Source organism: Enterobacter sp. ECC-249, from assembly GCF_043965265.1.
GTDB classification, from domain to species: domain Bacteria; phylum Pseudomonadota; class Gammaproteobacteria; order Enterobacterales; family Enterobacteriaceae; genus Enterobacter; species Enterobacter quasiroggenkampii.
On record NZ_CP143660.1, the window covers coordinates 3,848,032 to 3,874,324 of the forward strand.

At 54.2% G+C, this 26,293-nt stretch carries 21 protein-coding genes; 8 read left to right on the plus strand and 13 right to left on the minus strand.

Features of this window, described 5'->3' with window-relative positions:
• Positions 1–14 precede the first annotated feature (14 nt).
• The 8 genes from tssH to V1587_RS18325 form a co-directional block, all read right to left on the minus strand.
• The gene (tssH, locus tag V1587_RS18290; RefSeq protein WP_395314442.1) at positions 15–2,648 is read right to left on the minus strand and encodes a type VI secretion system ATPase TssH; all 2,634 of its coding nucleotides are present in this window, start codon (positions 2,646–2,648) and stop codon (positions 15–17) included.
• Positions 2,649–2,804: 156 nt separating this feature from the next.
• On the minus strand, positions 2,805–3,296 hold the full coding sequence (hcp, locus tag V1587_RS18295) for a type VI secretion system effector Hcp (RefSeq protein WP_023325816.1): 492 nt from the start codon (positions 3,294–3,296) through the stop codon (positions 2,805–2,807).
• Positions 3,297–3,301: 5 nt separating this feature from the next.
• Positions 3,302–5,026 (minus strand): OmpA family protein, encoded by a 1,725-nt coding sequence (locus V1587_RS18300; protein WP_371897372.1) that lies wholly within the window; start codon positions 5,024–5,026, stop codon positions 3,302–3,304.
• 3 nt (positions 5,027–5,029) lie between these two features.
• The gene (gene tssL, locus V1587_RS18305; RefSeq protein ID WP_371897373.1) at positions 5,030–5,683 is read right to left on the minus strand and encodes a type VI secretion system protein TssL, short form; all 654 of its coding nucleotides are present in this window, start codon (positions 5,681–5,683) and stop codon (positions 5,030–5,032) included.
• Complete coding sequence (gene tssK, locus V1587_RS18310; protein WP_371897374.1) at positions 5,680–7,017, minus strand: type VI secretion system baseplate subunit TssK; 1,338 nt, start codon at positions 7,015–7,017, stop codon at positions 5,680–5,682. The genes tssL and tssK overlap by 4 nt, the downstream gene beginning before the upstream one ends.
• Before the next feature lie 18 nt (positions 7,018–7,035).
• On the minus strand, positions 7,036–8,580 hold the full coding sequence (gene tssC, locus V1587_RS18315) for a type VI secretion system contractile sheath large subunit (protein ID WP_395314443.1): 1,545 nt from the start codon (positions 8,578–8,580) through the stop codon (positions 7,036–7,038).
• Positions 8,581–8,612: 32 nt separating this feature from the next.
• Positions 8,613–9,110, minus strand: coding sequence for a type VI secretion system contractile sheath small subunit (gene tssB / locus V1587_RS18320; protein ID WP_371897376.1), 498 nt, complete (start codon positions 9,108–9,110; stop codon positions 8,613–8,615).
• 642 nt (positions 9,111–9,752) lie between these two features.
• Complete coding sequence (locus V1587_RS18325; RefSeq protein WP_159427010.1) at positions 9,753–9,890, minus strand: hypothetical protein; 138 nt, start codon at positions 9,888–9,890, stop codon at positions 9,753–9,755.
• 12 nt (positions 9,891–9,902) lie between these two features.
• Between V1587_RS18325 and lpxP the strand changes: the two genes are divergently transcribed.
• Positions 9,903–10,823: a kdo(2)-lipid IV(A) palmitoleoyltransferase gene (lpxP, locus tag V1587_RS18330; RefSeq protein ID WP_348941315.1), complete on the plus strand. Its 921-nt coding sequence runs from the start codon at positions 9,903–9,905 to the stop codon at positions 10,821–10,823.
• A gap of 358 nt (positions 10,824–11,181) precedes the next feature.
• Positions 11,182–11,253 carry a membrane protein YpdK gene (gene ypdK / locus V1587_RS18335; RefSeq protein ID WP_099458937.1) on the plus strand — a complete coding sequence of 24 codons (72 nt, stop codon included), beginning with the start codon at positions 11,182–11,184 and terminating at the stop codon, positions 11,251–11,253.
• Between the two features lie 52 nt (positions 11,254–11,305).
• Here ypdK and alaC read toward each other — a convergent pair whose 3' ends face one another.
• Complete coding sequence (gene alaC, locus V1587_RS18340; RefSeq protein WP_371897377.1) at positions 11,306–12,544, minus strand: alanine transaminase; 1,239 nt, start codon at positions 12,542–12,544, stop codon at positions 11,306–11,308.
• Between the two features lie 386 nt (positions 12,545–12,930).
• On the opposite strand from alaC, the gene V1587_RS18345 reads away from it, so the two are divergent.
• Both V1587_RS18345 and V1587_RS18350 read left to right on the plus strand, forming a co-directional pair.
• A complete protein-coding gene (locus V1587_RS18345; RefSeq protein WP_048029636.1) occupies positions 12,931–14,637 on the plus strand; it encodes a sensor histidine kinase in 1,707 nt (568 codons plus the stop codon).
• Positions 14,638–14,640: 3 nt separating this feature from the next.
• Entirely contained in the window at positions 14,641–15,372 is a 732-nt protein-coding gene (locus V1587_RS18350) for a LytTR family DNA-binding domain-containing protein (protein ID WP_023294232.1), read from the plus strand.
• 35 nt (positions 15,373–15,407) lie between these two features.
• On the opposite strand, the gene glk is transcribed toward V1587_RS18350, so the two are convergent.
• Entirely contained in the window at positions 15,408–16,373 is a 966-nt protein-coding gene (gene glk / locus V1587_RS18355; RefSeq protein WP_048029635.1) for a glucokinase, read from the minus strand.
• Positions 16,374–16,578: 205 nt separating this feature from the next.
• Between glk and V1587_RS18360 the strand changes: the two genes are divergently transcribed.
• Positions 16,579–17,814, plus strand: a complete 1,236-nt coding sequence (locus V1587_RS18360; protein ID WP_371897378.1) for an ion channel protein — start codon at positions 16,579–16,581, stop codon at positions 17,812–17,814.
• On the opposite strand, the gene ipdC is transcribed toward V1587_RS18360, so the two are convergent.
• Entirely contained in the window at positions 17,815–19,473 is a 1,659-nt protein-coding gene (gene ipdC / locus V1587_RS18365) for an indolepyruvate decarboxylase (protein WP_371897379.1), read from the minus strand.
• A 187-nt stretch (positions 19,474–19,660) separates the two neighbouring features.
• On the opposite strand from ipdC, the gene mgrA reads away from it, so the two are divergent.
• Both mgrA and V1587_RS18375 read left to right on the plus strand, forming a co-directional pair.
• On the plus strand, positions 19,661–20,659 hold the full coding sequence (gene mgrA / locus V1587_RS18370; protein WP_371897380.1) for an L-glyceraldehyde 3-phosphate reductase: 999 nt from the start codon (positions 19,661–19,663) through the stop codon (positions 20,657–20,659).
• A 127-nt stretch (positions 20,660–20,786) separates the two neighbouring features.
• Complete coding sequence (locus V1587_RS18375) at positions 20,787–21,137, plus strand: DUF2502 domain-containing protein (RefSeq protein WP_048224360.1); 351 nt, start codon at positions 20,787–20,789, stop codon at positions 21,135–21,137.
• 33 nt (positions 21,138–21,170) lie between these two features.
• Here V1587_RS18375 and V1587_RS18380 read toward each other — a convergent pair whose 3' ends face one another.
• Positions 21,171–22,409, minus strand: coding sequence for an Nramp family divalent metal transporter (locus tag V1587_RS18380; RefSeq protein WP_237424673.1), 1,239 nt, complete (start codon positions 22,407–22,409; stop codon positions 21,171–21,173).
• 349 nt (positions 22,410–22,758) lie between these two features.
• Here V1587_RS18380 and V1587_RS18385 point away from each other — a divergent pair, with 349 nt between their 5' ends.
• On the plus strand, positions 22,759–23,946 hold the full coding sequence (locus V1587_RS18385) for a NupC/NupG family nucleoside CNT transporter (protein WP_045909397.1): 1,188 nt from the start codon (positions 22,759–22,761) through the stop codon (positions 23,944–23,946).
• A gap of 44 nt (positions 23,947–23,990) precedes the next feature.
• Here V1587_RS18385 and V1587_RS18390 read toward each other — a convergent pair whose 3' ends face one another.
• On the minus strand, positions 23,991–26,180 hold the full coding sequence (locus tag V1587_RS18390; protein WP_371897381.1) for an EAL domain-containing protein: 2,190 nt from the start codon (positions 26,178–26,180) through the stop codon (positions 23,991–23,993).
• Between the last annotated feature and the right edge of the window lie 113 nt (positions 26,181–26,293).

Here is a 26,293-nt window from a genome sequence, read left to right on the forward strand (position 1 = left end):
TTTAGATAAACCAGTTAATCAAACGCCAGCACAATCCCTTCTTCGTCATCCCAGCCCAGCGTCAGGCTGTGTGGCTTCTGCTTCGCGGCCATGTGCGTGAGCAGCTGCTGGCTCAGCACCGGCAGGATTTGCTGGTTCAGCAGGCTGTCGACGTTGCGTGCGCCGGTGTCAGGCAGCAGGCAGGCGGCAGTCAGGGCGTCATACAGGCTCTCATCAATGTGCGTGGTCAGGCCGTAGTGTCGATGCAGGCGCTTGCTAACCTGTAACAGCTTCATTTCCACGATGGTACGCATGGCCGCTTCCGCCAGCGGACGGTAAATGACGGTCTGGAAGCGGGCCAGCAGCGCCGGCTGGAAGCGATCGCGCAGTATCGGACGCAGCTGTTCGTGGAGATCGCCTTCGCTGGCCTCCGGCTGTTCATCGAGCAGCCGCATCAGATGGTCGCTGCCAAGATTCGAGGTCATCAGAATGACGGTGTTGCGGAAGTCGATTTCACGCCCTTCGCCATCGCGCATAAAGCCGCGGTCGAACACCTGATAGAACAGGTTCATCACGTCGCGGTGGGCTTTTTCGACTTCATCGAGCAAAACCACACTGTACGGTCGCTTGCGCACGGCTTCGGTCAGGATCCCTCCCTGCCCATAACCGACGTAGCCCGGAGGGGAGCCCTTCAGCTGGGAAACCGTATGCGGCTCCTGGTATTCTGAGAGGTTAATCGTAATGAGTGACTTCTCACCGCCGTACAAGACATCGGCCAGCGCAAGCGCGGTTTCGGTTTTCCCCACCCCGCTCGGCCCCACCAGCAGGAATACGCCCTGCGGGCCATTCTCAGAGGTGAGACCCGTTTTTGCCGCACGCAGACGCTGGGCGATGGCCTCGAGCGCCACATTCTGTCCGACCACGCGTTTACCCATTTCATTTTCCAGGGTCAGCAGTTCGGTCTGCTCATCTTTCATCAGCGATGACAGCGGCACGCCTGTCCAGTCAGCAATCACGTTGGCAACGGTGCGCACGTCCACATCCACGGAGAGCAGCGGATTGCTGTGCTGCATGTGGTTCAGTTCCTGCTGCAGCATGTGCGTCTCGCTCTGACGGGAGATATCCTGGCGGCTTTCCAGCAGTTGTTCGGTGAGTTTCAGTTCCTGCCCGTACTGTGTTTCAAGTTCGTCGAGAGCAACAATAAGATCGTTCTCTTCCTGCTCAATGACGGTCAGGCGTTCACCATGGCTCTGATTGCCGACAGCAATATCTTCCAGCAGCGCCTGCTTCTCCATTTCAAGAGAGGTAATCTGCGAGCGAATGCAGGTCAGCTGTTCCGGCACCGTGTCGAGGCTCATCCGGACGCGCGCTGCGGCGGTGTCGAGCAGGTCAACCGCCTTGTCCGGCAACTGGCGGCCCGTCAGATAGCGGCGGGAAAGCGTAACAGCAGCGCGCACCGCATCGTCGGTAATATGCACATTGTGGTGCTCGGCGTAACGGGATTTCAAACCACGGAGCATCAGGCAGGCGGTGTCATCGTCAGGCTCATCTACTTTTACCATCTGGAAACGACGCTCCAGGGCCGCATCGCGCTCGAAATATTGTTTGTATTCAGACCAGGTGGTAGCCGCAATGGTACGCAGTTCACCACGCGCCAGCGCCGGTTTCAGCAGGTTCGCTGCGTCGGCGCCCCCCGCCTGATTGCCTGCGCCGATGATGGTATGCGCTTCATCAATAAATAGCAGTACCGGGGACGGGGATTGCTGCACCGCATCGATGACGTTTTTCAGCCGCTGTTCGAACTCGCCTTTCACGCCTGCACCGGCCTGCAGCAGGCCCAGGTCAAGGGTACGCAGAGTAACCGTTTTCAGGGATTCAGGCACATTACCCTCGGCAATACGCAGCGCCAGTCCTTCAACCAGTGCGGTTTTTCCCACGCCCGGTTCGCCGACCAGAATCGGGTTGTTTTTGCGGCGACGAGAGAGGATATCAACCATCTGACGGATTTCTGTGTCACGGCCAAACACCGGATCGATCTTCCCTTCCTTCGCTTTGGCGGTAACGTCGAGGGTGAATTTATCCAGCGCGTTCTGCAGCGCAGGGCTCAGTTCCCCTTCTTTCATTTCCACACCAGCCGGACGCCCGACAAACTCCACCTCACCACCGTGGTTCTGTGCCAGCTCGGCTTCGCGCTGCATTTCCGGACGTTCATCCGATTGCGCATCCAGCAACGGTCGCAGGCGCTCCAGCTGGCTCTGACCCAGCGTTAACAACGGCCAAAGGCCGTCACAACGTGCCAGTTTCGGTTTTTCCACCAGGGCCATCAGCAGATGGACGCTGCGAATGTGCTCTTCGCCATTGAGTGATGCAAGTAGCCAGGCTTGCTGCATCAGAGTCTGGATGTCATCAGAGAGCTGGGGCCGATGGCGCACGGAGCGAGGTTGTCTGTCGAGCCAGCCAAGTAAATCCTGCCAGATGCCATCCATATCCCATTCATAACGACGCGCCAACACCGTCAGGTCACCTTCCCCCTGCTCCAGCAGCTTCAGCAGCCAGTGCTCCGGCAGAATTTCGGCATGGGCACGGGTCTGACAGAGCGAAGCTGCGCCTTCCATCGCTCGGGCACAGTAAGGGTTCAGACGACGTAACAGGATGGCTGGTTTTTCCATGAGATTCTCTCTTTGTCGGTTCCTGGACACGCTACCGCCCCTCGCTGTTCACCAAAGCGCATAAGGTCAGGCAGGCAGATTTTTTTCTTTGCTGAGTGCCCGCATCTCAGGCTCTCAGCAAAAAACTGCGGACAGGAAAACCTGCCCGCATCAGGATTACGCGGTGGCGCGTTCGTTCCAGGAATCGGAATGAATGATGTTGCCGTCTTTGTAGGTCCAGGTGATTTTTTCGTAACGCAGCTCAACGCGTTCAAGGTGGTTGTGCTTCTCTTTAGAAGGATCCTTGATGTCATACATTTCAGGATTCACTTTCACTACCTTCACGTTTTCCAGCTTGGTGTTGAAGTACTCCACTTCCTGGCCCGCGTCGTTGATTTTGTACCACTTGAACTCAGCGGATTTCAGGGTCTGACCGGTTGTCACCGCCTTGTACAGGTACGGGCTGGAGGAATCGATTTCCTTCGTGAACAGGAACGGCGTGTGGATGCGGGTGCCGGTCAGCTTGCCGGTGTTGTTGTCGGTTGGGATATACAGGTTATGCTCCTGTGCAACAACTTCGATGCTGCCTTCACGATCCTGAACGTCAACAGACCCTTTGATGTCCGCGCCGCCGTCGTCCTTCAGCCAAAGATAAACAGGAATTGCCATGTTAATTACTCCGTTTTATTTTCTGAGACGCCATCATCCTGCGATGGCGCCGGGTTTTTGCCGGGTATCTGACAGGCACTTGCCTGTGGTACCAGACTGATTTCGACACGGCGGTTAAGCGCACGCCCTTCCGGGGTGTCGTTGGTTGCGACAGGGCGGCTTTCGCCATAGCCCTGCACCGCAAAACAGCTTTCCGGCACGTCGCCGGTGTCACGCATCCAGTTACGTACCGATTCCGCGCGTTTCAGAGACAGCGCCTGGTTCAGTTGCGGATTGCCGGTGTTATCGGTATGCCCTGACACGACAATCAGCCAGCCGGGCTTCGCTTTAACGCCGACCAGCGAGTTCACGAGCATTTTGGTGGACCCGGCTTTCAGCGCCGATTTGCCCGAATCAAACAGCGACATGCTGTCAAGACGGATGGTTTTCGGACCCTGAATGATTTTCTTGATGACCGGTGGTGGTGGTGGCGGAGGTGCCCAGTCGCTGAGAGCGGCCTCAACGAGCGGAATCAGGCGCAGCCCCTGATATAGCCCCAGGCGATAACGTAGTGGTTCCCCGCGACGCGCCCAGTCGTCCAGCAATGCGCCATCGGCTCTGAGGCGCTGCTGTGCACTCAGTTTCGGTGCTACAGGCTTCCCCGTCAGATGGTGATACAACGCAAGGTGATCGCCCACATTACGGATGAGACGCTGGTTGTTCATCCAGGATGCCAGCATGGCCAGCGCGAGGAAAATCCCGCCCAGCAACCCGGCGTAACGCCAGAACACCATTCTGCGGCTGACGCCCCGTCGGCGCGGCAGCGCTGGCAGCAGCAGTTCAGGCAGCGGCAGTGGCTCTGTCGTCACAACGGTATCCGGTGGCAGCGCCGTCACGGTAGTGATGTGCTGTTGCCAGAGATTGCCCCCGATACCGCTCACCGGCACCATGCACATGCCCTGTACGCAGGGCTTCATCACCGGCAGTTCGCCCCGGCATACCGACAGCAGGTCATTCACCGCGCTGTTCTGCCAGGCAAGCAGGCTGTCCAGCCACAGGCCCTGATTCAGACGCGAAAGGCGTCCATCTGCGCCGCTCTCCCGTGTCCACTCTGTCAGTGACACATTGCCCTGACCGGGCTGATACACTTGAATGCCGCTTCGCTGGCTGACCGTGATAAACCAGACGGGCTCTGCCTGAGCGCAGACCACAGGGGGTGATACCCAGGTCACGGTCCACAGCGGGGGCAAAATGCCAAAAGCCGCACGGCACTGCACAACGGCCCGCTGCCAACCCCGAAGAGACTGGGTAAAATCATCGCTGGATATGTGCTGTTCAGGGACCACCGCCAGCATGACGGAGATTTGCGACACCAGGGCCGGGCGTACCAGGCTCAGGTGCTGTGCAAATAAAGGCAGTTGCTCCGCATCCTTCACCCACAGATACCAGCCCTGCCGGGTTTCCCGGTGACGGGAACCGGACACAAACAGCGGGGCGTTGTCACCACAGACGAGGATCACTGCCCCCTGAAAATCTTCCGGCGGCAGGTTTTCATCCACAATTTCCCGGACAGCGTTTGCCCGTGTCTGAGAAGCACGACACTGACGCCAGAACATCACCCCGGACACCAGAACAACCAGCAGGCCGAGAGCTACACGGCTGCCCGTGGATAGTGGCCAGAATCCCAGAATGAGCCACAGCGCCAGAATGGCCCCCTGGGCAGTTAACAGACTTCGGTACGTATCCCGCATCGCTTACCCCGGCCTGACGATCTGGCTTACCAGCCCGGTAAGCGAAGTCGAAAGGAAAAACCAGAGAGCAGTCAGAGCGACAGCGGCCACAACCCAGCCCAGCCAGTACCAGCGACGGCCGCTGCGCAGCCGCGATGCGCGGGCAACAATAGGGGCATCCTGTGCCAATGTGAAGGCGGGCACCCGCTCTGCGAGAGCACGAACAATATCTTCCCTACGCTCATCATCCTGAGCGCGATACTGACCCACGAACCCCAGTTGCAGAGTCCGGTACATACAGATCAGGACAGCGGTATCAGGGGCCCTTTCTTTCAGCAGGTTACGGATCCTTTCCCACAGCTCTTCACCGGCGTTGAGGGTACCAAAGAAGTGTGCCTGCAGTGGGTCACGGCGCCAGGTCAGATAGCCATCATCGGTAGTTCCCCGGTTCATCACGCTCTCATCAAGCAGTGCACACAGGGTATACACCATATGGTCACGGCTGATATCGCTGTAACCTGCCTCCGTGAGCGCAGTTTTCGCCTCTCGTACCAGACGGCAGGCACGGCGATAGAGCCCTTCCCCGTCACGTACTTCCTGACCACCCCGCAACTGGCTGGCCATCAGCCAGCCCGGGTAGAAGATATGTTCTATCTGACTGAGTTCAGATTTATTCATGTACGCAGCACCGCAAAGAGTTCGAGATCAACATCCCCCAGCGAGCGCGGGGTATACAAGGTGCAACAGCCCATCTCAAGCATCGCGCGAGCCGCCTCACTGCTCAGATCCAGCGAGAAATACTGGTTCTCAAGGCGCAACGGGATAGCGGCCGGAACATGCGACAAAGGCTTAATAAGCATCCCACTAAGAGCTACATTCACCACATCCGAAACATCATCAAAGCTGCCCGCTTTACACAACTGCGGGAATTTTGTCTGAAGCTCATGGTTCGGCATGGAAGAACGTACTGAGAGATAGAAGTCAGCCCCTTCGCGCAGACGCGCGTCGTGCAGGGCACCTTTCCAGATCTGGTCCTGATGCTCCAGGTGGATACTTACTACCCGCGACGGCAGGCTCGCTTCCAGAAGCTTGTCCAGCAGTGCCAGCAACGGTGGAAATACCCGTTCAGGAGCATCGTGCTGATAAGCAGGAATGTTCCCGGCGTCATGCTCCAGTGAAAATGTCAGCAGGCTGCCGGCAAGACGGGTCAGTTCACGGTACAGGAGTTCCGGGTGACGATCGGGCGTCTGCAGAAGTTCCGTTAACACCGGCTCGGCGCTGTTCAGAGCATTCAGCAGCCAGAACAGGGAGACATCCGCAACAGCAAAGTCTGCCATCCGCTCATTGCTTTCACGGCGCATGGCCATCAGGCGACGACGACGGGCCTGCAGACGAACCAGTAGATCACCCAATTCTGCGTTCAGAGGCGGGCTTGCAGAAACGGAAAGCATTGGGGGAATGAAAGCAGGGTCCCGAACCCACTGCCCCTGAGCATTACGCACCAGACGAGTCACCGGACAGGTTAAGTATGCCGTGTTTTCCTGACTGGACAGACGCAGGGTTAGCGCATTACGTAGAATGGCAAGTTCCCCGCTTTCATGACCAGCCAGCTCCTGCACCACCACACGTTCGGCTTTCCAGCGACGGGGACGTTCACTATCCTGTCCGTTATCGAGGTTGCCACCACTGGCGCTCAGCAGCGGCAATGCGGCCACCACCTCAACAGCCTCTGAGCCGTTTGCAGCAGACAAATCACAGACCGGCGGAATATTATCCGCCAGATCCGTATCAACAATCGTGCCATCCTGGAAACGTACGACCAGGCGGATGGCATTCAGGCGCGAAAGCGCAAGTGCAGCATCATCAAACTCTGCCGCAACCACGCCCCAGGGATGAGAAATACCCATCCGGGCGACCATGCTGGCAACGTGCTCACCCCAGCGGACCTGCTGCTGGAACTGTTGCGGGGCCAGAGCGGCCCCATCCTCCCAAAGTGGGCGATAAATTTTCATCCCTGCTCACCCCTCGCCTTACGATTTCGCTTTCGGCATCTGGGAAACCAGCGACAGGTTGACGTCCATCCCTTCCACCTGGAAGTGCGGAATCGCATACAATTTCACGCGGAAGAAGCCTGGGTTATCCTCAATATCTTCCACCACCACTTTTGCATCACGCAATGGATGAGATGCCTGAAGTTCGTCGCCCGGATCGGTCATTTCGGTTACCAGACTGCGGACCCAGGTGTTCAGCTCCAGTTCCAGAAGTCGGCGATCCTTGGTGGTACCGATGTTTTCGCGCTGAATCAGCTTCAGATAGTGGGCGATACGCGACAGCAGGAAGATGTACGGCAGGCGGGCATTGATGCGGCTGTTAGCCGTCGCATCAGCGGTGTCATACAGCGCAGGTTTCTGAGTGGAGTTTGCTGAGAAGAAGCAGGCGTAGTCGCGGTTTTTGTAGTAGGACAACGGAATAAAGCCCAGATTCGCGAATTCGAATTCACGCGTTTCAGGGATCATTACCTCAGACGGGATTTTTACCTGATTGCCGGTACCCAAGTCATACAAATGGATAGGCAGATCCTGAACCGCACCGCCGGCCTGCGGGCCACGGATTTGTACACACCAGCCATTATTAATAAAGCTACGCACCATGTTGGAAGCGAAGGCAAACGATGCATTCGTCCACAGGTATTTGTCGTGATCCGGACCTTTGACTTCTTCAACATAGTTAAAGCTGCGAACCGGAACGGTATCCGGACCATACGGTAAACGTCCCAGTACGCGCGGCATCACCAGACCGATGTAGCGAGCGTCGTCCGTATCGCGGAACGATTTCCATTTGATGTACTCTGCGCGGTCAAAATAGTTACCAATATCTTTAATCGCAGCAACGTCTTCCATTGACTCCTTGAGGAAGAATTTCGGGCCTGCCGAGCCGATAAATGGCATATGTGCAGCCGCAGATACTTTAGAGATGTTGCGCAGCAGGGCGACATCCTGCGCTGAAGCATCGAACTCATAAGCGGAAATCAGCGCCGCAATAGGTTCGCCGCCCGGGGTATCATATTCATCAATGTAGGCGTGTTTATAGAGACCACTCTGGAAGATTTCCGGACTATCTTCAAAGTCCTGGCGCAGGTCTTCTTTAGACATGCTCAACAGCTCAATTTTCACGTTCTGGCGAAAATCTGTTTTATCAACCAGCGACTTTATCCCTCGCCACAGGCTCTCAACTGCCTGAAACTCGTCATGGTGCATAACAGCGTCCAACTGGCGGCTGATCTGGTAGTCGAGCTCAGCGATGTGGTGATCGATCAGGTTTTTATCCAGTTTGTCGACCTTCGAGCCTGCCTTGGTCAGGCATTCCAGAAAGACTTGCATACCTGCGGTGAGACGCTCGTCAGCAGTCGCATCCGACATCGCCTGCGCATCTTGCCAGATATCCAGCGCGCTCAACTCGGAAACAGGGTTCAGGTTGATTTTCTCAAACAGTGAAGCGTATACCCCACCCACAGCAGGGCGTTCCAGCACCACGCTTTCCCCGCCAGCAGTATTATTTTGTACAGACATGAGCATTCCTTGATTAATCCGTTAAAACAGGATGATGGTTAAGGTTTTTTTGAAGCCAGTGCGGACAGTTCATTTCGCAACTCAGCACTAAGTGACTGGTCAAGAACGATTTTCTCCAGCTCTTTTCGGAAAGTCTGGTTATCCAGCAGGTTGGCTTTCAGATCGCGGAGCAAGTTGCGCATCGCCAGCATCGCCTTCAGCTGTGGAATTTGGGCAGCCACCTGCTCTGGCGTGAAATCTTTCATGCTCTGGAAAGTCAGCTGAATGTTGTCCTCGCCACCATCATCAGACAACGTATTTTTAACGGTTAGATTAACTTTTGGGGAATATTCGGAAAGAACGCTATCAAAATTATTTTTTGTGATATTAACCTTTTCACGTTCAGATATTGAAGCAGACTCCTGCCCATTAGTGAAATCACCTGCAACCAGTAATTTCAATGGTAATTCCATTTTCTTGCTTGCCCCGCCCGTATGCAGGTCAAGCTTCAGGTTAATACGTGCCTTAGGCACCTCATTCTGAAAACTGTCAGCCATTTCATCATCCCTCTTTGTTTTGCTACGCCAACTTCACGGTATCGTTCTTGATGCGCAATATTAGAATAATGATCGACATAAAATCAAATACACAGATCTTTTATCCTACATAAGAAATTTCTTAAGAATTTTCTACTAAAATATTATGGCGGATTACCCACTCCCCTCAGTAAAAGACACTGCTTTCGGTATGCAACCCGAATATTTGTATCGAAAAAATGATCGCACATAGATAGACGGCAGGAAAAATACGTTATATTGATTTGCATCAAGATACTGAGACCAAAAATCATGAACGGAGTGCAATGTATTATTGCAGCACGATAAAAACAGAATACTTTTCAATAATGAATGCAAACTGAATTATTGATTGCGCAAACATTACATGAGAAATTTCACATGGAATTTTCCTATTCGCGAATGTGGAAGCGATAAATAAATTTCTCAAGTGCGTAATCGGTCACGAATAAGTACGCTGCTCTTTTATCCACACGCCTTCATCAGAAGATGCTCTATCTTCGCGGATAGGGCAGACGGCATACCCTTGCATGCGAGTGATTATAAAAACTGTAAAATCAAGCACCTTCCAGATTGCCGCTTTTTTAATCAAAAACGAGTAATGGCACATATCGTATAACGGTGCTACATTACGCCGCCCGCCCAAATCAGCAGTGGCCAGGCAACGCCGTAAAGTTCGGTAAAGCCTGCAACCATCACCTTGAAGAACGGTCTTATCGGCACGTCGTATCGCAAACTCTGCGCTACCTTTACAGGCTTCACATAGGTTTTACTATTTTGTCTCAATCCAAATTTCAACGCGCGTTTTTACACCCGCGTTACTGGTTTACATGGTTTGGTCTTGGCTTACTTTGGCTGCTGGTTCAACTTCCGTACCCTGTTCTGCGTTTGCTGGGATCGAAACTGGGCAGCGCTTCCCGTGTTTTCCTGAAACGTCGTGAATCCATCGCGCGTAAAAATATTGAGCTTTGTTTTCCGCAGTACAATGCTGAAGAGCGCGAGAAACTCATCGCTGAAAACTTCAAATCCATCGGCATGGCGCTGCTTGAAACCGGCATGGCCTGGTTCTGGCCGGATGAGCGTGTCCGCAAGTGGTTTGACGTGGAAGGCCTGGATAATCTTAAACGCGCGCAGATGCAAAAACGCGGCGTGATGGTTGTCGGTGTTCACTTTATGTCTCTGGAACTGGGTGGCCGCGTGATGGGCCTGTGCCAGCCAATGATGGCGACCTATCGACCACACAACAGTGCGCTGATGGAGTGGGTACAGACGCGTGGCCGCATGCGTTCCAATAAGGCGATGATCAGCCGTAATAACCTGCGCGGTATGGTCGGTGCCCTGAAGAAAGGTGAAGCCGTCTGGTTTGCACCCGATCAGGATTATGGACGTAAAGGCAGCAGCTTTGCGCCTTTCTTTGCGGTTAAAGATGTTGCGACGACTAACGGCACCTTTGTCATTTCTCGTTTGTCAGGCGCCTCAATGCTGACCGTGACGATGGTGAGAAAAGCAGATAAATCAGGCTATCGTCTGCACATCTCTCCTGAAATGGCTAACTATCCGGAAAACGAGTGCGAAGCCGCGGCGTTCATCAATAAAGTCATCGAAACTGAAATCATGCGCGCGCCTGAGCAATATCTGTGGATGCATCGTCGTTTCAAAACCCGCCCTCTGGGCGAAGCCTCGCTCTATATTTAAGCCTTTCATTAAGGTTAGTTTCGCTAAGAAACTAACCTTTTCAATCACCTGTCATCCCTTTGAGAAATCGTCTTTCATTGCGTCGCCCAAAGTGAATTTATTGCGATGCGAAATCAAACTGTCGCCGTTCCACGACAGTCGTAAGTGACGGAAATTATTTAAAAAAATCCCTCTTGTCTCCCCTCATTTTTAGGCGTACATTAGCGCCGTCTGGCAACAGGAAAGCACAGAATTCTGAGCTGGAGTGAGCGGCGTAACGGGAAAATTCTCATTTCCGTTTTGACCGGATTTCAGTTCTCTATAATCAGGTGGACTCTGTTTTTAAATGCGTACCACAAGATACGCGGAGCGATGAAACGTGAAATATTTCTTTATGGGCATTTCGGTGATTGTTTTAGTCTGGGCCGGAACCTTTGCCCTGATGATCTAGTGAAGAACATGCAGTCAAAAAAACAGGAGCCATCGGCTCCTGTTTTTTTATGTCATGTCGACGCGGGATTTTCAGTCACGCTCTTCGAGGTGAGAAGACCGTCGGCCCGGAACATACTCTTGATGCCCCTCACCGCCTGACGAATGCGGTCGCTGTTTTCAATCAGGGCAAATCGCACATGGGTGTCGCCATAATCACCAAAGCCAATGCCCGGTGATACGCACACCTTCGCATCCTGCAGCAGCTTTTTGGCAAACTCCAGCGATCCCATCGCCGCGTACGGCTCCGGAATTTTTGCCCAGACGTACATAGACGCCTTCGGCATTTCCACCATCCATCCCGCTTCATGCAAGCCCTTTACCAGCACGTCACGGCGGCGCTTATACTGGGCGGCAATCTCGTGAACGCATTGCTGGTCGCCTTCCAGGGCAGCAATAGCCGCGACCTGTAGCGGCGTGAAGGTACCATAGTCGTGGTAACTCTTAATGCGCGCCAGTGCGCTCACCAGCGTTTTGTTACCCACCATAAAGCCAATACGCCAGCCTGCCATGTTGTAGCTTTTTGACAGCGTAAAGAACTCGACCGCCACGTCACGCGCGCCCGGAACCTGCATAATAGAAGGCGCTTTCCAGCCGTCATAGACGATGTCAGCATAGGCTAAATCGTGAACCACCAGCACGTCATAACGCTTCGCCAGGGCGACGACTTTCTCGAAGAAATCGAGCTCCACGCATTGGGCCGTTGGGTTCGACGGGAAACCGAGGATCATCATCTTCGGTTTTGGATAGCTTTCGCGAATCGCACGCTCAAGTTCGTTAAAGAAATCGACACCTTCCACCAGCGGCACGGAACGGACCTGTGCCCCGGCAATCACCGCGCCGTAGATATGGATCGGGTAGCTTGGATTAGGCACCAGCACCGTATCGCCATGATCCAGCGTGGCCAGCATCAGGTGTGCCAGCCCCTCTTTCGAGCCGATGGTGACAATCGCTTCGCTTTCCGGATCGATATCAACCTGATAGCGCTCCTGATACCAGCGCGAGATCGCGCGACGTAATCTGGGAATACCGCGAGAGGTCGAGTAGCCATGCGTATCCGGGCGCTGGGCAACCGTGCAGAGCTTCTCAACGATATGCGGTGGCGTTGGGCCGTCAGGATTACCCATGCTGAAATCGATAATATCTTCGCCGCGCCGACGCGCAGCCATTTTCAGTTCAGCAGTGATATTGAAAACATAAGGGGGGAGACGATCGATACGCGTAAAACGGCGTTCAGGACTGAATTCAGCCATAGATTCCTCAGATTAACGTTAGCGCCCGGACCGTCCGAGCGACGCTGCCACCGGTGTGGCATGTTTAGAAAATAACCTGAAAAAAATCATGCTGTCGAGAGGGAAATGAAAAAAAAGTGATTGTCTGAAAACCGGAACCCGGCTGTGTCGAAAAGCGGAAGTCCCTGTTTCGGGAATAGCTTTCTGATAGCTGTTATTTAACAGAGTGATATCAACCCAGTTACCTGATGATGCGCCGATAAGAAAAAAACTGGATGCATCGGTCACCGCCTGACAATCCCCTTTAAAAATTATGGGTTTTCCTCATTTGATAAACCTGACGGATAGCTGGTCAATACGCGCCAGGTTTTTTATCATGGTTCTTTCCCGTTTTCCCAGGTCTACTCGTGCACGAAATATTCACTATGCTGCTGGCGGTTTTTGACCGTGCGGCATTAATGCTGATTTGCCTGTTCTTCCTCATCCGCATTCGCCTGTTTCGCGAGCTGTTGCACAAATCAGCCCACTCGCCAAAAGAGCTGCTGGCCGTTACCGCCATCTTTTCGCTGTTCGCCCTGTTCAGCACCTGGTCAGGCGTGCCGGTAGAGGGCTCGCTGGTTAACGTGCGCATTATCGCCGTGATGTCCGGTGGGATTTTGTTTGGCCCGTGGGTGGGCGTCATCACCGGCGTGATTGCCGGAACCCATCGCTACCTGATTGATATCGGCGGCGTAACGGCGGTGCCCTGCTTTATTACCAGCATTATCGCCGGTGTGCTCTCCGGCTGGATCAGCCGCAAAATCCCGAAAAAACAGCGCTGGCGCGCTGGGATCGTCGCAGGCATGGTGTGCGAAACGCTGACGATGATCCTGGTCGTCGTCTGGGCCCCGACCACCGCGCTGGGGCTGGATATCGTCTCGAAAATCGGGATTCCGATGATCCTGGGCAGCGTCTGCATCGGTTTTATCGTGCTGCTGGTACAAAGCGTTGAAGGGGAAAAAGAGGCCAGCGCCGCCCGTCAGGCCAAGCTGGCGCTGGATATTGCCAACAAAACGCTGCCGCTTTTCCGCCACGTTAACGCGGAGTCATTGCGTCAGGTCTGCGAAATTATCCGCCACGACATCCACGCAGATGCCGTCGCCATCACCAACATTGACCACGTGCTGGCCTACGTTGGCGTCGGGGAACACAACTATCGCGACAACGATGACACCATCAGCCCAACCACCAGACAGGCGATCAACTACGGTAAAATCATCATTAAAAACAATGATGAAGCCCACCGAACGCCGGAAATCCACTCGATGCTGGTGATCCCGCTGTGGGAGAAAGGCGTCGTGACGGGCACGCTAAAAATTTATTACTGTCACGCGCATCAGATCACCTCCTCCCTGCAGGAGATGGCGATTGGCCTGTCGCAGATTATCTCCACCCAGCTGGAGGTCTCCCGGGCAGAACAGCTGCGTGAGATGGCAAATAAGGCAGAGCTGCGCGCGCTGCAGAGCAAAATCAATCCCCATTTCCTGTTTAACGCGCTGAACGCCATCTCCTCTTCCATCCGTCTTAATCCGGACACCGCTCGCCAGCTGATTTTTAATCTGTCGCGCTATCTGCGCTACAACATCGAGCTGAAAGATGACGAGCAGATCGATATCAAAAAAGAGCTGTACCAGATCAAAGACTACATCGCGATTGAGCAGGCGCGCTTTGGCGACAAGCTCACGGTCATTTACGATATTGATGAAGAGGTCAACTGCGTGATCCCGAGTCTGCTTATCCAGCCGCTGGTCGAAAACGCGATTGTTCACGGCATTCAGCCCTGTAAAGGCAAAGGCGTCGTTACCATCAGCGTCACCGAAAGCGGTAACCGGGTACGCATTGCCGTGCGCGATACCGGCCACGGGATTGACCCAAAAGTCATTGAGCGCGTGGAGTCTAACGAGATGCCCGGGAATAAAATCGGCCTGCTGAACGTGCACCACCGGGTCAAGCTGCTTTACGGCGACGGTCTGCATATTCAGCGTCTTGAGCCGGGCACCGAAATTGCTTTTTACGTTCCGAACGAGCGTTCTCCCGTTCATTCGACAACATCACTGTTGCCCCAGGTGGAGTAACCCATGAAAGTCATCATTGTAGAAGATGAAATCCTGGCTCAACAGGAGCTAACCTGGCTTATCAACACCCACAGCCAGATGGAGATTGTGGGGACGTTTGATGACGGTCTGGACGTGCTGAAGTTTCTGCAGCATAACCGGGTCGACGCCATCTTCCTGGATATCAACATTCCGTCGCTGGATGGCGTATTGCTGGCGCAAAACATCAATCAGTTTGCCCATAAGCCGTTTATTGTTTTCGTTACCGCATGGAAAGAGCACGCCGTAGAGGCCTTCGAGCTGGAGGCGTTTGACTATATTCTTAAGCCTTACCAGGAGTCGCGGATTGTCAGCATGCTGCAAAAGCTGGAGGCCGCATGGCAGCAGCAGACCGCTCCCGCTAGCGCCAGCCCAACGGTACGGGAAAACGATACCATTAATTTGGTTAAAGACGAGCGCATCATCGTGACGCCGGTCAATGATATCTACTATGCCGAAGCCCATGAAAAGATGACGTTTGTCTATACGCGGCGGGAATCGTACGTGATGGCGATGAACATCACCGAGTTTTGCAGCAAGCTGCCTGCGTCGCATTTTTTCCGCTGCCACCGCTCGTTCTGCGTGAATTTAAACAAGATCCGCGAGATCGAACCGTGGTTTAACAACACCTATATCTTGCGCCTGAAGGATCTGGATTTTCAGGTGCCGGTGAGCCGCAGCAAGGTGAAAGAGTTCCGCCAGCTGATGCACCTGTAACGAAAAAGCCCTCTCCCGCGGGAGAGGGCTATACATCAGAGAATTTGGCCGAGAACCTGACGCAGGTGGGCACCCGACCCCAGCAGGCCTGGATTATCATGCACGATCAGATAAACCGGAATGTCCTGCACGTAGCTTCTGAAGCGTCCTTTATCCTCAAACCCGCCGCGGAAGCCGGAGGCTTTGAAGAAGTCGAGGAAGCGCGGCACAATTCCGCCCGCAATATAAACGCCCCCGAAGGTGCCCAGCGTCAGCGCCAGGTTGCCGCCGAAGCGTCCCATAATCACGCAGAACAGCGACAGGGCACGACGGCAGTCAATGCAGCTGTCCGCCAGCGCGCGTTCGGTGACGTCTTTAGGCTGCAGGTTTTCCGGCAGACGGCCGTCCGACTTCACAATCGCCCGGTACAGATTCACCAGCCCCGGTCCTGACAGCACGCGCTCGGCGGAGACGTGGCCGATCTCCGCGCGTAATTCTTCGAGGATAATGCCCTCTTCTTCGCTGTTTGGCGCAAAGTCAACGTGACCGCCTTCACCCGGCAGGCTCACCCAGCGCTGAGCGACATGCACCAGATGTGAAACGCCCAGACCGGTACCGGCCCCGTAAACCGCAATCGGCTTACCCTCTACCGGTTCAGCGCCACCGAACTGGATCAGATGCTCAGGCTTCAGCATCGGGATCGCCATGGACACCGCGGTGAAGTCATTGATGATTTCAAGATGCGCAAAGCCGAGGTTTTTTTTCATCTCGGCGATGGAGAATGCCCAGGTATGGTTGGTCATGGCGACCCAGTCGCCGGTTATCGGACAGGCAATGGCGATGCAGCCATCTTCTACGCTTACCTGATGCTCGTCCAGATAGACGCGGACAACGGCCTCAAGACTTGGATAATCCAGCCCGGAATAGGTTTTCGCCCGGGAAATTTCACCGCTACTTACATCGCATAATGCAAGGCGCGCGTTCGTGCCGCCCACATCACCTACCAAAGCATACTTTGTCATTCTTCTACTGCTCCGCTAAAGTCAGAATAAATCTTTGGGACACTGTAAATTCAAGGCGTGATAACAACAACGGCCGTAAGGTGAATGCCCATGGATTATCGATCTACGTCACAGAATAACTTTACCGTTTCAGCACCTTTTGCACTATTGCCATAAAGCTTAATGTGCAAAGTAACGTAATACCGTTTTGTACAAGGAAATCATCATGCTCCACCCGCGAGCCAGAACCATGCTGTTGCTGGCCATTCCGGCGCTCATCATTGGCGTGGTTTCAAGTCTGGTGCTCATCGTCGTGATGAAAGTCGCGTCGGTGCTGCAAACACTATTATGGAACGCGCTACCTGCAGGACTGGGCGTCACCGCTGACTCTCCTGCCTGGATCGTTGGGATGCTGACGATAACCGGTATTGCGGTGGGCCTGGTGATCCGTTTCAGTCCCGGCCATGCCGGCCCCGATCCGGCACAAGAACCGTTGATTGGTGCCCCGGTTGCCCCCGCTGCATTGCCAGGGCTCATCATTGCGTTGATTATCGGTCTGGCTGGGGGCGTTAGTCTGGGACCTGAGCATCCGATTATGGCCGTGAACATTGGCCTGGCGGTTTTTCTCGGTTCACGCATTTTGCCCCGCGTCGGCGCGCTGGACTGGACCATTCTCGCCTCAGCAGGCACCATCGGGGCGCTTTTCGGCACGCCCGTGGCGGCGGCACTGATCTTTTCGCAGACGCTCAGCAGCAATAACGACGTCCCGCTGTGGGATAAGCTGTTTGCGCCGCTGATGGCCGCAGCCGCCGGAGCGTTGACCACCAGCCTGTTTTTCCATCCCCATTTTTCACTCTCCCTTCCCCACTACGGCCAGATGCAAATCGCCGATATTTTCAGCGGCGCCATCGTCGTCGCCATCGCCATTGCGCTGGGCATGGTGGCGGTATGGTGCCTCCCACGTCTGCACCGGCTGATGCATAGACTCAAACACCCGGTGTTAATTCTGGGAGCCGGCGGTTTGATCCTCGGTATTTTAGGGGCAATCGGCGGGCCGGTGACGCTGTTTAAAGGTCTGGACGAGATGCAGCAGCTGGCCTTCAGCCAGGTGTTTAGCGTCTCCGACTATCTGCTGTTTGCCGTGATTAAGCTGGCCGCGCTGGTGGTGGCGGCCGCCTGCGGTTTCCGCGGTGGACGCATTTTTCCGGCGGTCTTTGTCGGCGTCGCGCTGGGCCTGATGCTGCACGAGCATGTCGATGCGGTCCCGGCGGCGATTACCGTCTCTTGTTCTATTCTGGGATTGGTTCTGGTGGTCACGCGCGACGCGTGGCTCAGCCTGTTTATGGCGGCAGTAGTCGTACCGGATTCGACGCTTTTCCCTCTGCTTTGTATCGTGATGTTGCCCGCCTGGCTCCTGCTGGCGGGCAAACCGATGATGATGGCCTGGCGAAACGACAAATAATCAGGCGCTATTGCGCGCTTCCAGCGCTTTGGTGATCGCCCCCAGCAGCGGTGGGATGTCGGCTTTCGGCAGCATCACCTCAATCAGCGAGAGCCGCTCGTGGTGCGCCACTTTTTCAAGGACGTCCGCCAGCTGCTCCGCTTCACTGACCCGCCAGCACTGGGCCTGAGGATCAAGGCTCAGTGCCTGCGGGATTTGCGTCCAGTTCCATAGCGCAATGTCGTTATACCGCTGCTCCGGCCCGTGGATCGCCCTTTCCACCGTGTACCCTTCGTTGTTAAGGACCAGAATGATGGGGTGTTGTTTATCCCGCAGCATCGAGCCGAGCTCCTGAATGGTGAGCTGCGCCGCGCCATCCCCCGTCAGGACAATCACGCGCCGGTTCGGGCAGGCCGTTTGTGCGCCAAATGCCGCCGCCAGCGTATAGCCGATAGATCCCCACAGCGGCTGGACGATAAAATTCACGTCAGCCGGAAGACGAAGGTCGATCGCGCCAAAGGCCGAGGTGCCCTGATCCGCAAGAATGATGTCTCCCGGACGAATAAACGTCTGCAACGTTTGCCAGAAATTCGCCTGCGTCAGCGAGCCATCCGGCTGCGGGTAGGACATCGTGCTTTGAGAGAACTGCACGGGCGTCTCGTGCACGTGCTGTTTGCACAGCTCCACCAGCGTTTCGATTGCCTGAAGCATGGGGATGCCGGTAAACCAGATATCACCAACGCGTGAGGCATGAGGCTGAACTTCTATCGTCTGCGCCGGGGTGAGCTGATGCGTGAAGCCGGCGGTCAGGGTATCGGTAAATCGCGTGCCGATGCAGAGTACGGTATCTGCCCCTTCAATCGCCTCTTTTACCGCGCCGGCGCTCGCCGAACCGCTGTAGGTGCCGTAAAAACCAGCGTGACGCTCGTCGAATATCCCTTTGCCCATCAGCATGGTGGCGTGTGCCATCGGCACGTCCTTGACCCACTTCTGCAGCGCATGCTTCAGGCCATGGCGCAGGACCAGGAAATCGGCCAGCAGCGCAGTACGCTTGCTCCCGGCAAGCCTGTTTTCTGCAGCATCCCGGAATGCTTTCAGGCAGGCGCTATCGGCATGCGTATGCCGGAGCGTGAGAGCGTTTACAGGAGGGGTGGCGGCTTTTTTTGCCACGTCGGCAGGCAGCATCAGGTAGCCGGGGCGACGCTCCCGGAGCATGGTTGTTAATACCCGGTCGATTTCATAGCAGGCGTTTTGTTCGGTCAGGATCGCCTGCGCAGCGGTGATCGGCTCGCTCATGTGGTAAAAATGACGGAACTCACCGTCGCCCAGCGTATGGTGCAGCAGCTCACCTCTTTGCTGTGATGCCATCCCCGGCGCACCCACAATATGCAAGACCGGAACGTGCTCGGCGTAGCTACCCGCAATGCCGTTCATGGCGCTTAACTCTCCTACGCCAAATGTCGTCAGCAGCGCGGCGAAGCCCTTACATCGGGCATATCCGTCCGCGGCATAAGAGGCGTTTAACTCGTTGGCACAGCCCACCCAACAGATATCCGGGCTGTCTATTACATGGTCGAGAAACTGCAGGTTATAGTCGCCCGGCACGCCAAACAGATGATCGGCTCCACAATCTGTAAGACGGTCCAGCAGGTAATCGGCGACGCAGTATGGGGTACGCATAAACAGGTATCCTTCTAATGTTTTGACCTCACCTTGAGTATTAAATAAGCGTGATGGCTGTCCAGAATTGACGATAAGAAGGACATGGAAAGAATGCTTTACAAAAAAGGCTGCGCTATGCTGCTTTTTTTCGCGTAAATGTAAACGCATACACTGATTTTTCACTTCAGCGCCAGAGGTTACGAAAATGGGTTATCAGCCGGACAAAAATCGTTACGGGACAATGGAGTATCGCCGCTGCGGGCGAAACGGGCTCAGGTTACCCGCCATCTCGCTTGGGCTGTGGCATAACTTTGGTGACACCACCCTTATCGAAAACAGCCGTCAACTTTTACAGCGCGCGTTCGATCTGGGCATTACGCATTTCGACCTTGCCAACAACTATGGCCCGCCTCCCGGATCCGCCGAACGTAATTTCGGCCGTATTTTGCAGGAGGATTTCCTGCACTGGCGCGACGAGCTGATCGTCTCCACCAAAGCGGGTTATACCATGTGGGATGGCCCTTACGGCGACTGGGGGTCACGCAAATATCTGCTGGCAAGCCTCGATCAAAGCCTGAAGCGCATGGGGCTGGAGTATGTGGATATCTTCTACCATCACCGGCCAGATCCGGAAACGCCGCTGCAGGAAACCATGAAAGCGCTTGACCATGCGGTACGCCAGGGAAAAGCACTGTATGTCGGTTTATCCAACTACCCGGCAGTTCTGGCTCGCCAGGCGATTGATATCCTTAATGACCTCGGGACACCCTGCCTGATCCACCAGCCGAAATACTCCCTTTTTGAACGTGCGCCGGAAGCGGGACTGCTGGACGTGCTGCAGGAAAAAGGGGTTGGCTGTATTCCCTTCTCGCCGCTGGCCGGCGGGCAGCTGACCAATCGATATCTTAACGGCATTCCGGCAGACTCTCGAGCGGCAAGCGGCAGTCAGTTCCTTAATCCCGATCAGATAACCGAAGAGAAGCTGGAGAAGGTAAGAAAGCTGAACGCCATGGCGGAAGAGCGCGGCCAGAAGCTGTCCCAGATGGCGCTGGCCTGGGTATTACGCCATGAGAATGTGACGTCGGTGCTGATTGGGGCAAGTAAAGCGGCGCAGATTGATGACGCCGTGGGCATGCTGGCAAACCGCCATTTCTCTTCGGAAGAACTGTCCCGTATAGAAGGGATTCTGAGCAGCTCAAACTAGAATCGCTTTTAGCAAAAAGTGCTCTCACCCAGGAATTCGGAGTTGAGGCGATGATACGAAGGTTTACCAACTCGTAAAATTGCGTTAACAGGCCCAACAAAGGCCCCGATCGTGAAGGAGAAAGAGTATGTTCAGGTCACTGATTCTTGCAGCGGTATTACTGGCTTCGGCTCCGCTGATCGCCACTGCGGGCGAAATCACCCTGTTGCCATCAGTAAAATTACAAATTGGCGATCGTGACGACTACGGCAGATACTGGGACGGCGGCTACTGGCGCGACCGTGATTACTGGCATCGTCACTATGAGTGGCGCGGCGATCGCTGGTGGAAACATGATAACGGCAGACACCGCGGCTGGTATAAAGACAGCGCCTATGAGCGCGGTTACCGTGAAGGCTGGCGGGATCGTGACGACCGTCGCGGCGGCTGGGGTCGCGGCAAAGGTCACGGACATGGCCACCACGGTCATGACGACTAACAGCAAAAAGGAGCCTCACGGCTCCTTTTTCTTTTAGAGTCCCAACGCTGTGCCAATCAGCAGCCACAGGTTCAGCGCCACCACCACCACTACGATGGCCCACCCGGTCCGCTTCACCAGCGTTGAGTTGACCAACTCGCCCATCAGGGTTTTGTTGCTGGTAAAAATCAGCAGCGGCACCAGCGCCAGCGCAATACCAAAACTCAGCAGAACCTGGCTCATGACCAGAATTCGCGTCGGATCGAGCCCCATCAAAATCACGACAAATGACGGCAGCATGGTGACGGAGCGACGCACCCACAGCGGAATATGGAACCGGACAAACCCCTGCATCACCACCTGGCCTGCCAGCGTGCCCACCACCGTTGAAGAAAGACCGGCAGCCACCAGGCTAAGACCAAATATCGTAGCGGCAGCATGGCTCAGCAGCGGCTCCAGCGTGAGATAGGCCTGGTCGAGATCGGCAATACCGGTGTGACCGTTAAAGTGGAAAGCCGCGGCTGCGGTAGCCATCATCGCCAGATTGACAAACCCCGCGATGGTCATGGCGATCGCCACGTCCCACTTGGTGGCGGAGTAGCGCTCTTTGCGCGTCCCTCCGTGGAGATGCTGCGTCAGCGAGGAGTGCAGATAAATCACGTGCGGCATGATGGTCGCCCCCAGCACCCCGGCGGCCAGGAACACCGCTTCCGAGGTTGGCAGGCTTGGGATCGCCATCCCTTTAGCGAGCTGCGCCAGATTCGGCTGTGAGAAAATCAGCTCGACGATATAGGCCGCCGCGACAAACAGCAGCAGACCGCCGATGACCTTCTCCAGTGGCTTTTGGCCCCGACGCTGCAGCATCAGGATCAGGAAAGTGGCAATCCCGGTCAGCACCGCCCCCTGCAACAGCGACACGCCCAGAATCAGCTTAAAGCCGATCGCTGCGCCGATAAATTCAGCAAGATCGGTGGCCATGGCGATGATTTCCGCCTGGACCCAGTAGAGCCAGACGGCCGGACGCGGATAATGGTCGCGAATTTGCTCCGCCAGGTTTTTACCCGTGGCAATCCCCAGCTTTGCGGAGAGCATCTGAATCAGCATCGCCATCAGGTTAGCCCAGACGACTACCCACAGCAGCTTATAGCCGAAGCTGGCCCCTGCCTGAATATTGGTCGCAAAGTTACCTGGATCGATATAGCCAATGGCAGCGATGAACGCAGGTCCCATTAATGCGAACCGCAACTTGCGCGCGGCTCTGCCACTGCTACCCTCTACGCGACTGTTTGTCATTTCTGCCTCTGAAATATAGCCTTTGCTATGTTTAATGCTATCAAAATGAGAATGATTATCAAGATCATTTGTGAAGTTTACAGTGATTTCTCTGATAGCTTTGAACGATAGGCGGGCGGGTAAGTGGGGCGATCTAACAGAAACTGAAAATCGCGCGCGCTTTTGTGAAGACTAGCACACAAACTTAACTTTTCACTCATTTACCTAACATAACAAAAATGTATTGTGGATCACTATTTTTGAGACTCGTCACAGGATGTAACTATAGTGTGTCCTCGATCTCGTTTTCTTTTCGCTTGTTACATAGAATGTGCACGAAAATTAAACCTGCCTCATATTTGGAGCAAATATGGACCGCGTCCTTCATTTTGTCCTGGCACTTGTTGTCGTTACTGCACTTGCATTGCTGGTCAGCACAGACCGCAAAAAAATTCGTATCCGTTATGTTGTCCAGCTGCTGGTCATTGAAGTTTTACTTGCGTGGTTCTTCCTGAACTCCAACGTAGGCCTCGGCTTCGTGAAAGGCTTCTCCGAAATGTTCGAAAAACTGCTCGGATTTGCCAATGAAGGGACCAACTTTGTCTTCGGTAAAATGAACGACGAAGGTCTGGCGTTCTTCTTCCTGAAGGTTCTCTGCCCTATCGTCTTCATCTCCGCGCTGATCGGTATTCTGCAGCACATCCGCGTTCTGCCGTTCGTGATCCGTGGAATTGGCTTCCTGTTATCCAAAGTGAACGGCATGGGCAAGCTGGAATCCTTTAACGCCGTGAGTTCCCTGATCCTCGGTCAGTCTGAGAACTTCATCGCGTATAAAGATATTCTCGGCAAAATGTCCCGCAACCGCATGTACACCATGGCGGCAACCGCAATGTCTACCGTTTCCATGTCTATCGTGGGCGCGTATATGACCATGCTGGAGCCAAAATATGTTGTTGCTGCGCTGGTACTGAACATGTTCAGCACCTTTATCGTTCTGTCGCTGATCAACCCGTACCGCGTTGACGCCAGCGAAGAGAATATCCAGATGTCAAACCTGCACGAAGGCCAGAGCTTCTTCGAAATGCTGGGTGAATACATTCTGGCCGGTTTCAAAGTGGCGATTATCGTTGCCGCCATGCTGATCGGCTTCATTGCGCTGATTTCTGGCCTGAACGCCCTGTTCGCTGCGGTGCTGGGTATCTCCTTCCAGGGCATTCTGGGCTACATCTTCTACCCGGTTGCATGGGTGATGGGTGTTCCGGCTCACGAAGCGCTGCAGGTGGGCAGTATCATGGCAACCAAGCTGGTTTCTAACGAATTCGTTGCGATGATGGATCTGCAGAAAATTGCCAGCACGCTTTCTCCACGCGCGGAAGGCATTCTCTCCGTGTTCCTGGTCTCCTTCGCGAACTTCTCGTCCATCGGGATTATCGCGGGTGCGATTAAAGGCCTGAACGAAGAGCAGGGTAACGTGGTTTCTCGCTTTGGCCTGAAGCTGGTTTACGGATCTACGCTGGTGAGCGTCCTGTCTGCTTCTATCGCGGCACTGGTGCTCTAACCTTTAGCGTTAAACAAAAACCGGGAGCCTGGCTCCCGGTTTTTTTATGCCCGCAATTCTTCCAGCGGTTTGGGTTTGCCTATCAGGTAGCCCTGCAGGTAATCCACACCGAAGCGAAGGAGCATCTCCCGCTGCGCCGGTGTTTCGACGTATTCCGCTACGACGCACAGCGATTTCGTCTTCGCCAGATTACACATCGACTGCACGATCATGGCATCCATGTCGTCTGTACAAATGTCTTTCACAAAGCAGCCGTCGATTTTAATGATGTCCGCCTGCAGGCGTCTGAGACGCTCATAGTTAGCGTAGCCAGTACCAAAATCATCGATAGCAATCCGGAAACCATAATCCCGCAGCTGCTGAATATTGTTGATACTCGAGCCTGAATTAGAGAATGCCTGCTCTTCGGTAATCTCAATCACGACGGCCTGAGGCGCCACACCGTACCGTTCAAATAGCGCGCAAATCTCGGTCGCGACCTCTTTTTGCATCAGCGTCAGCGGCATCAGGTTGACGGAAAAACGGGCGCCAGCGTGCGGTGCAGGGTTATCGCGCAGCCACACCAGTAATTTTTCCATGACGCACATATCAAACCTGTGGCTGAGGTTGAACTGCGCAATCAGCGGAATAAAGCGGTCAGGAGTGAAGATCTCGCCCTCGCTCTCCATACGCGCCAGAATTTCGTAGTAGCCGCTCCCGTCCGCCTTCTGGATCGGCTGCGCATACAAATGGAACTGCCCCGCCTCCAGGGCATGCTTAATCCGCGCCAGCATCAGGACACGCTCTGTCGTTTGTCCTGAGGCCGCCTCAAGGCTATTCGTGAGCGCGAGTACGTTTTGCTCTCCGCAGGCCTGTTCTGCCAGCCAGCTCAGTTGCCCCAACGTGTGATGCAGGTTTTCGCCGTTTTCGACCATTCCCCAGGACGCGCCAAACTCAATGTCCAGCCCGGTGTTGTTCCAGAAAATTTTATTGCTGTTGAGCCGATCGACCATATGCTGGAGACGTTCAGCAATTTCCGGCCCGAGCAATACCAGCACCAGCTCGCTTCCGGGCAGCTGGAAGAGCAGTTCATCTTTTTGCAGGAGCGGCTGAAGCGACGTGGCGATCGTTTTTTTGCAGTGGACCCGCATGATAATCCCGTAGTGGCGGCTCAAAAACTCCAGGTTATCCATGCGCAGAATGCACACTTTGGCATCCGGATGGATCTCAAGGTAATCCTCCAGCGCACGAATATTGGGCAAACCGGTAAGGGGATCGGTCAGCGCCCTGTCCTGCCAGCCCCGCTTCAGCCACTCGCTGCGCTGGTAAATTCGCGACATGTAAAGCAAGCAGATGGCGAAAGAGATCAGCACGGAGAGGATAAAGGAGAGCGAATGGCCCGATTCCACCCCGTTAAGGAAGTTGTAGTTGTAGGTCAACAGCAGGAGCGCAGATACCGCCCACAGCAGAGAAATCAACGCATAGGTCAGTCGGCTTATCGCTAAGGTAAAAAGAATAAAAATCAGCGGCATCAAATAACCCGCAATGACGGGAGATTCAAAAGGACCACATAAAATGACGAGAATGAAGCCTAAAAGCATCAGCCAGACAAATATAAATAATAGATTCTTGTGATAAAACACGGGCTTCACGCTTCGCCGCCAGAAGGTAATGGCATAACGAGGATTAATTATCATTCTTAATGGGTAATAGAACATCATGGTAAAAATCAATGCCGCACATATCAGGCTTTGTATATCCACAACGTTATAAATTACCGTTCCTTCACCGAAAAAGGTGGAAATAGTCACCGGAAAATCAAATAAATAGCCAGCCAAATACATCGACAGTTTAATACCTAATGGCACGACAAAACCGAGCCAGAATATACGTAGCCCGATGTGCTTGTTAGGGATGCTGTGACGCCAGCGCTTGCCCAGCATGAGACGTAGCAGGCCGCACGCCGCGAAAAGCGCAAAGGTCTGACAGAACAGTAAAACTGAATATTGTAGCGGTGCTAAATTAACATAAAATAAATTAGTGACAGTAAAACCTAACACAATGGGAAGAATAGCCCTGCGTCCAAACAGCAGTATTACCGCGAGCATTACGCTTAAAGGTAACCATGCTAAATAAACGTCGTGACCATTAACAATTGCGCGTGGAGAAAGATAACGGGAGACGGGTACCGAAATCAGGCAAAGTGCCAGGGCAATCATAAATATCTTTACATTATTATACGTTTTTTTATTCATTAATCAGGGACATTATTTTCCGGGAGAACCATTGACCGGATGGATAATAGGTTTATTAATTGCGCGAATCAAGTTCAAGTCTATTTATAGACTGGTTTATTGATTTCGATTGA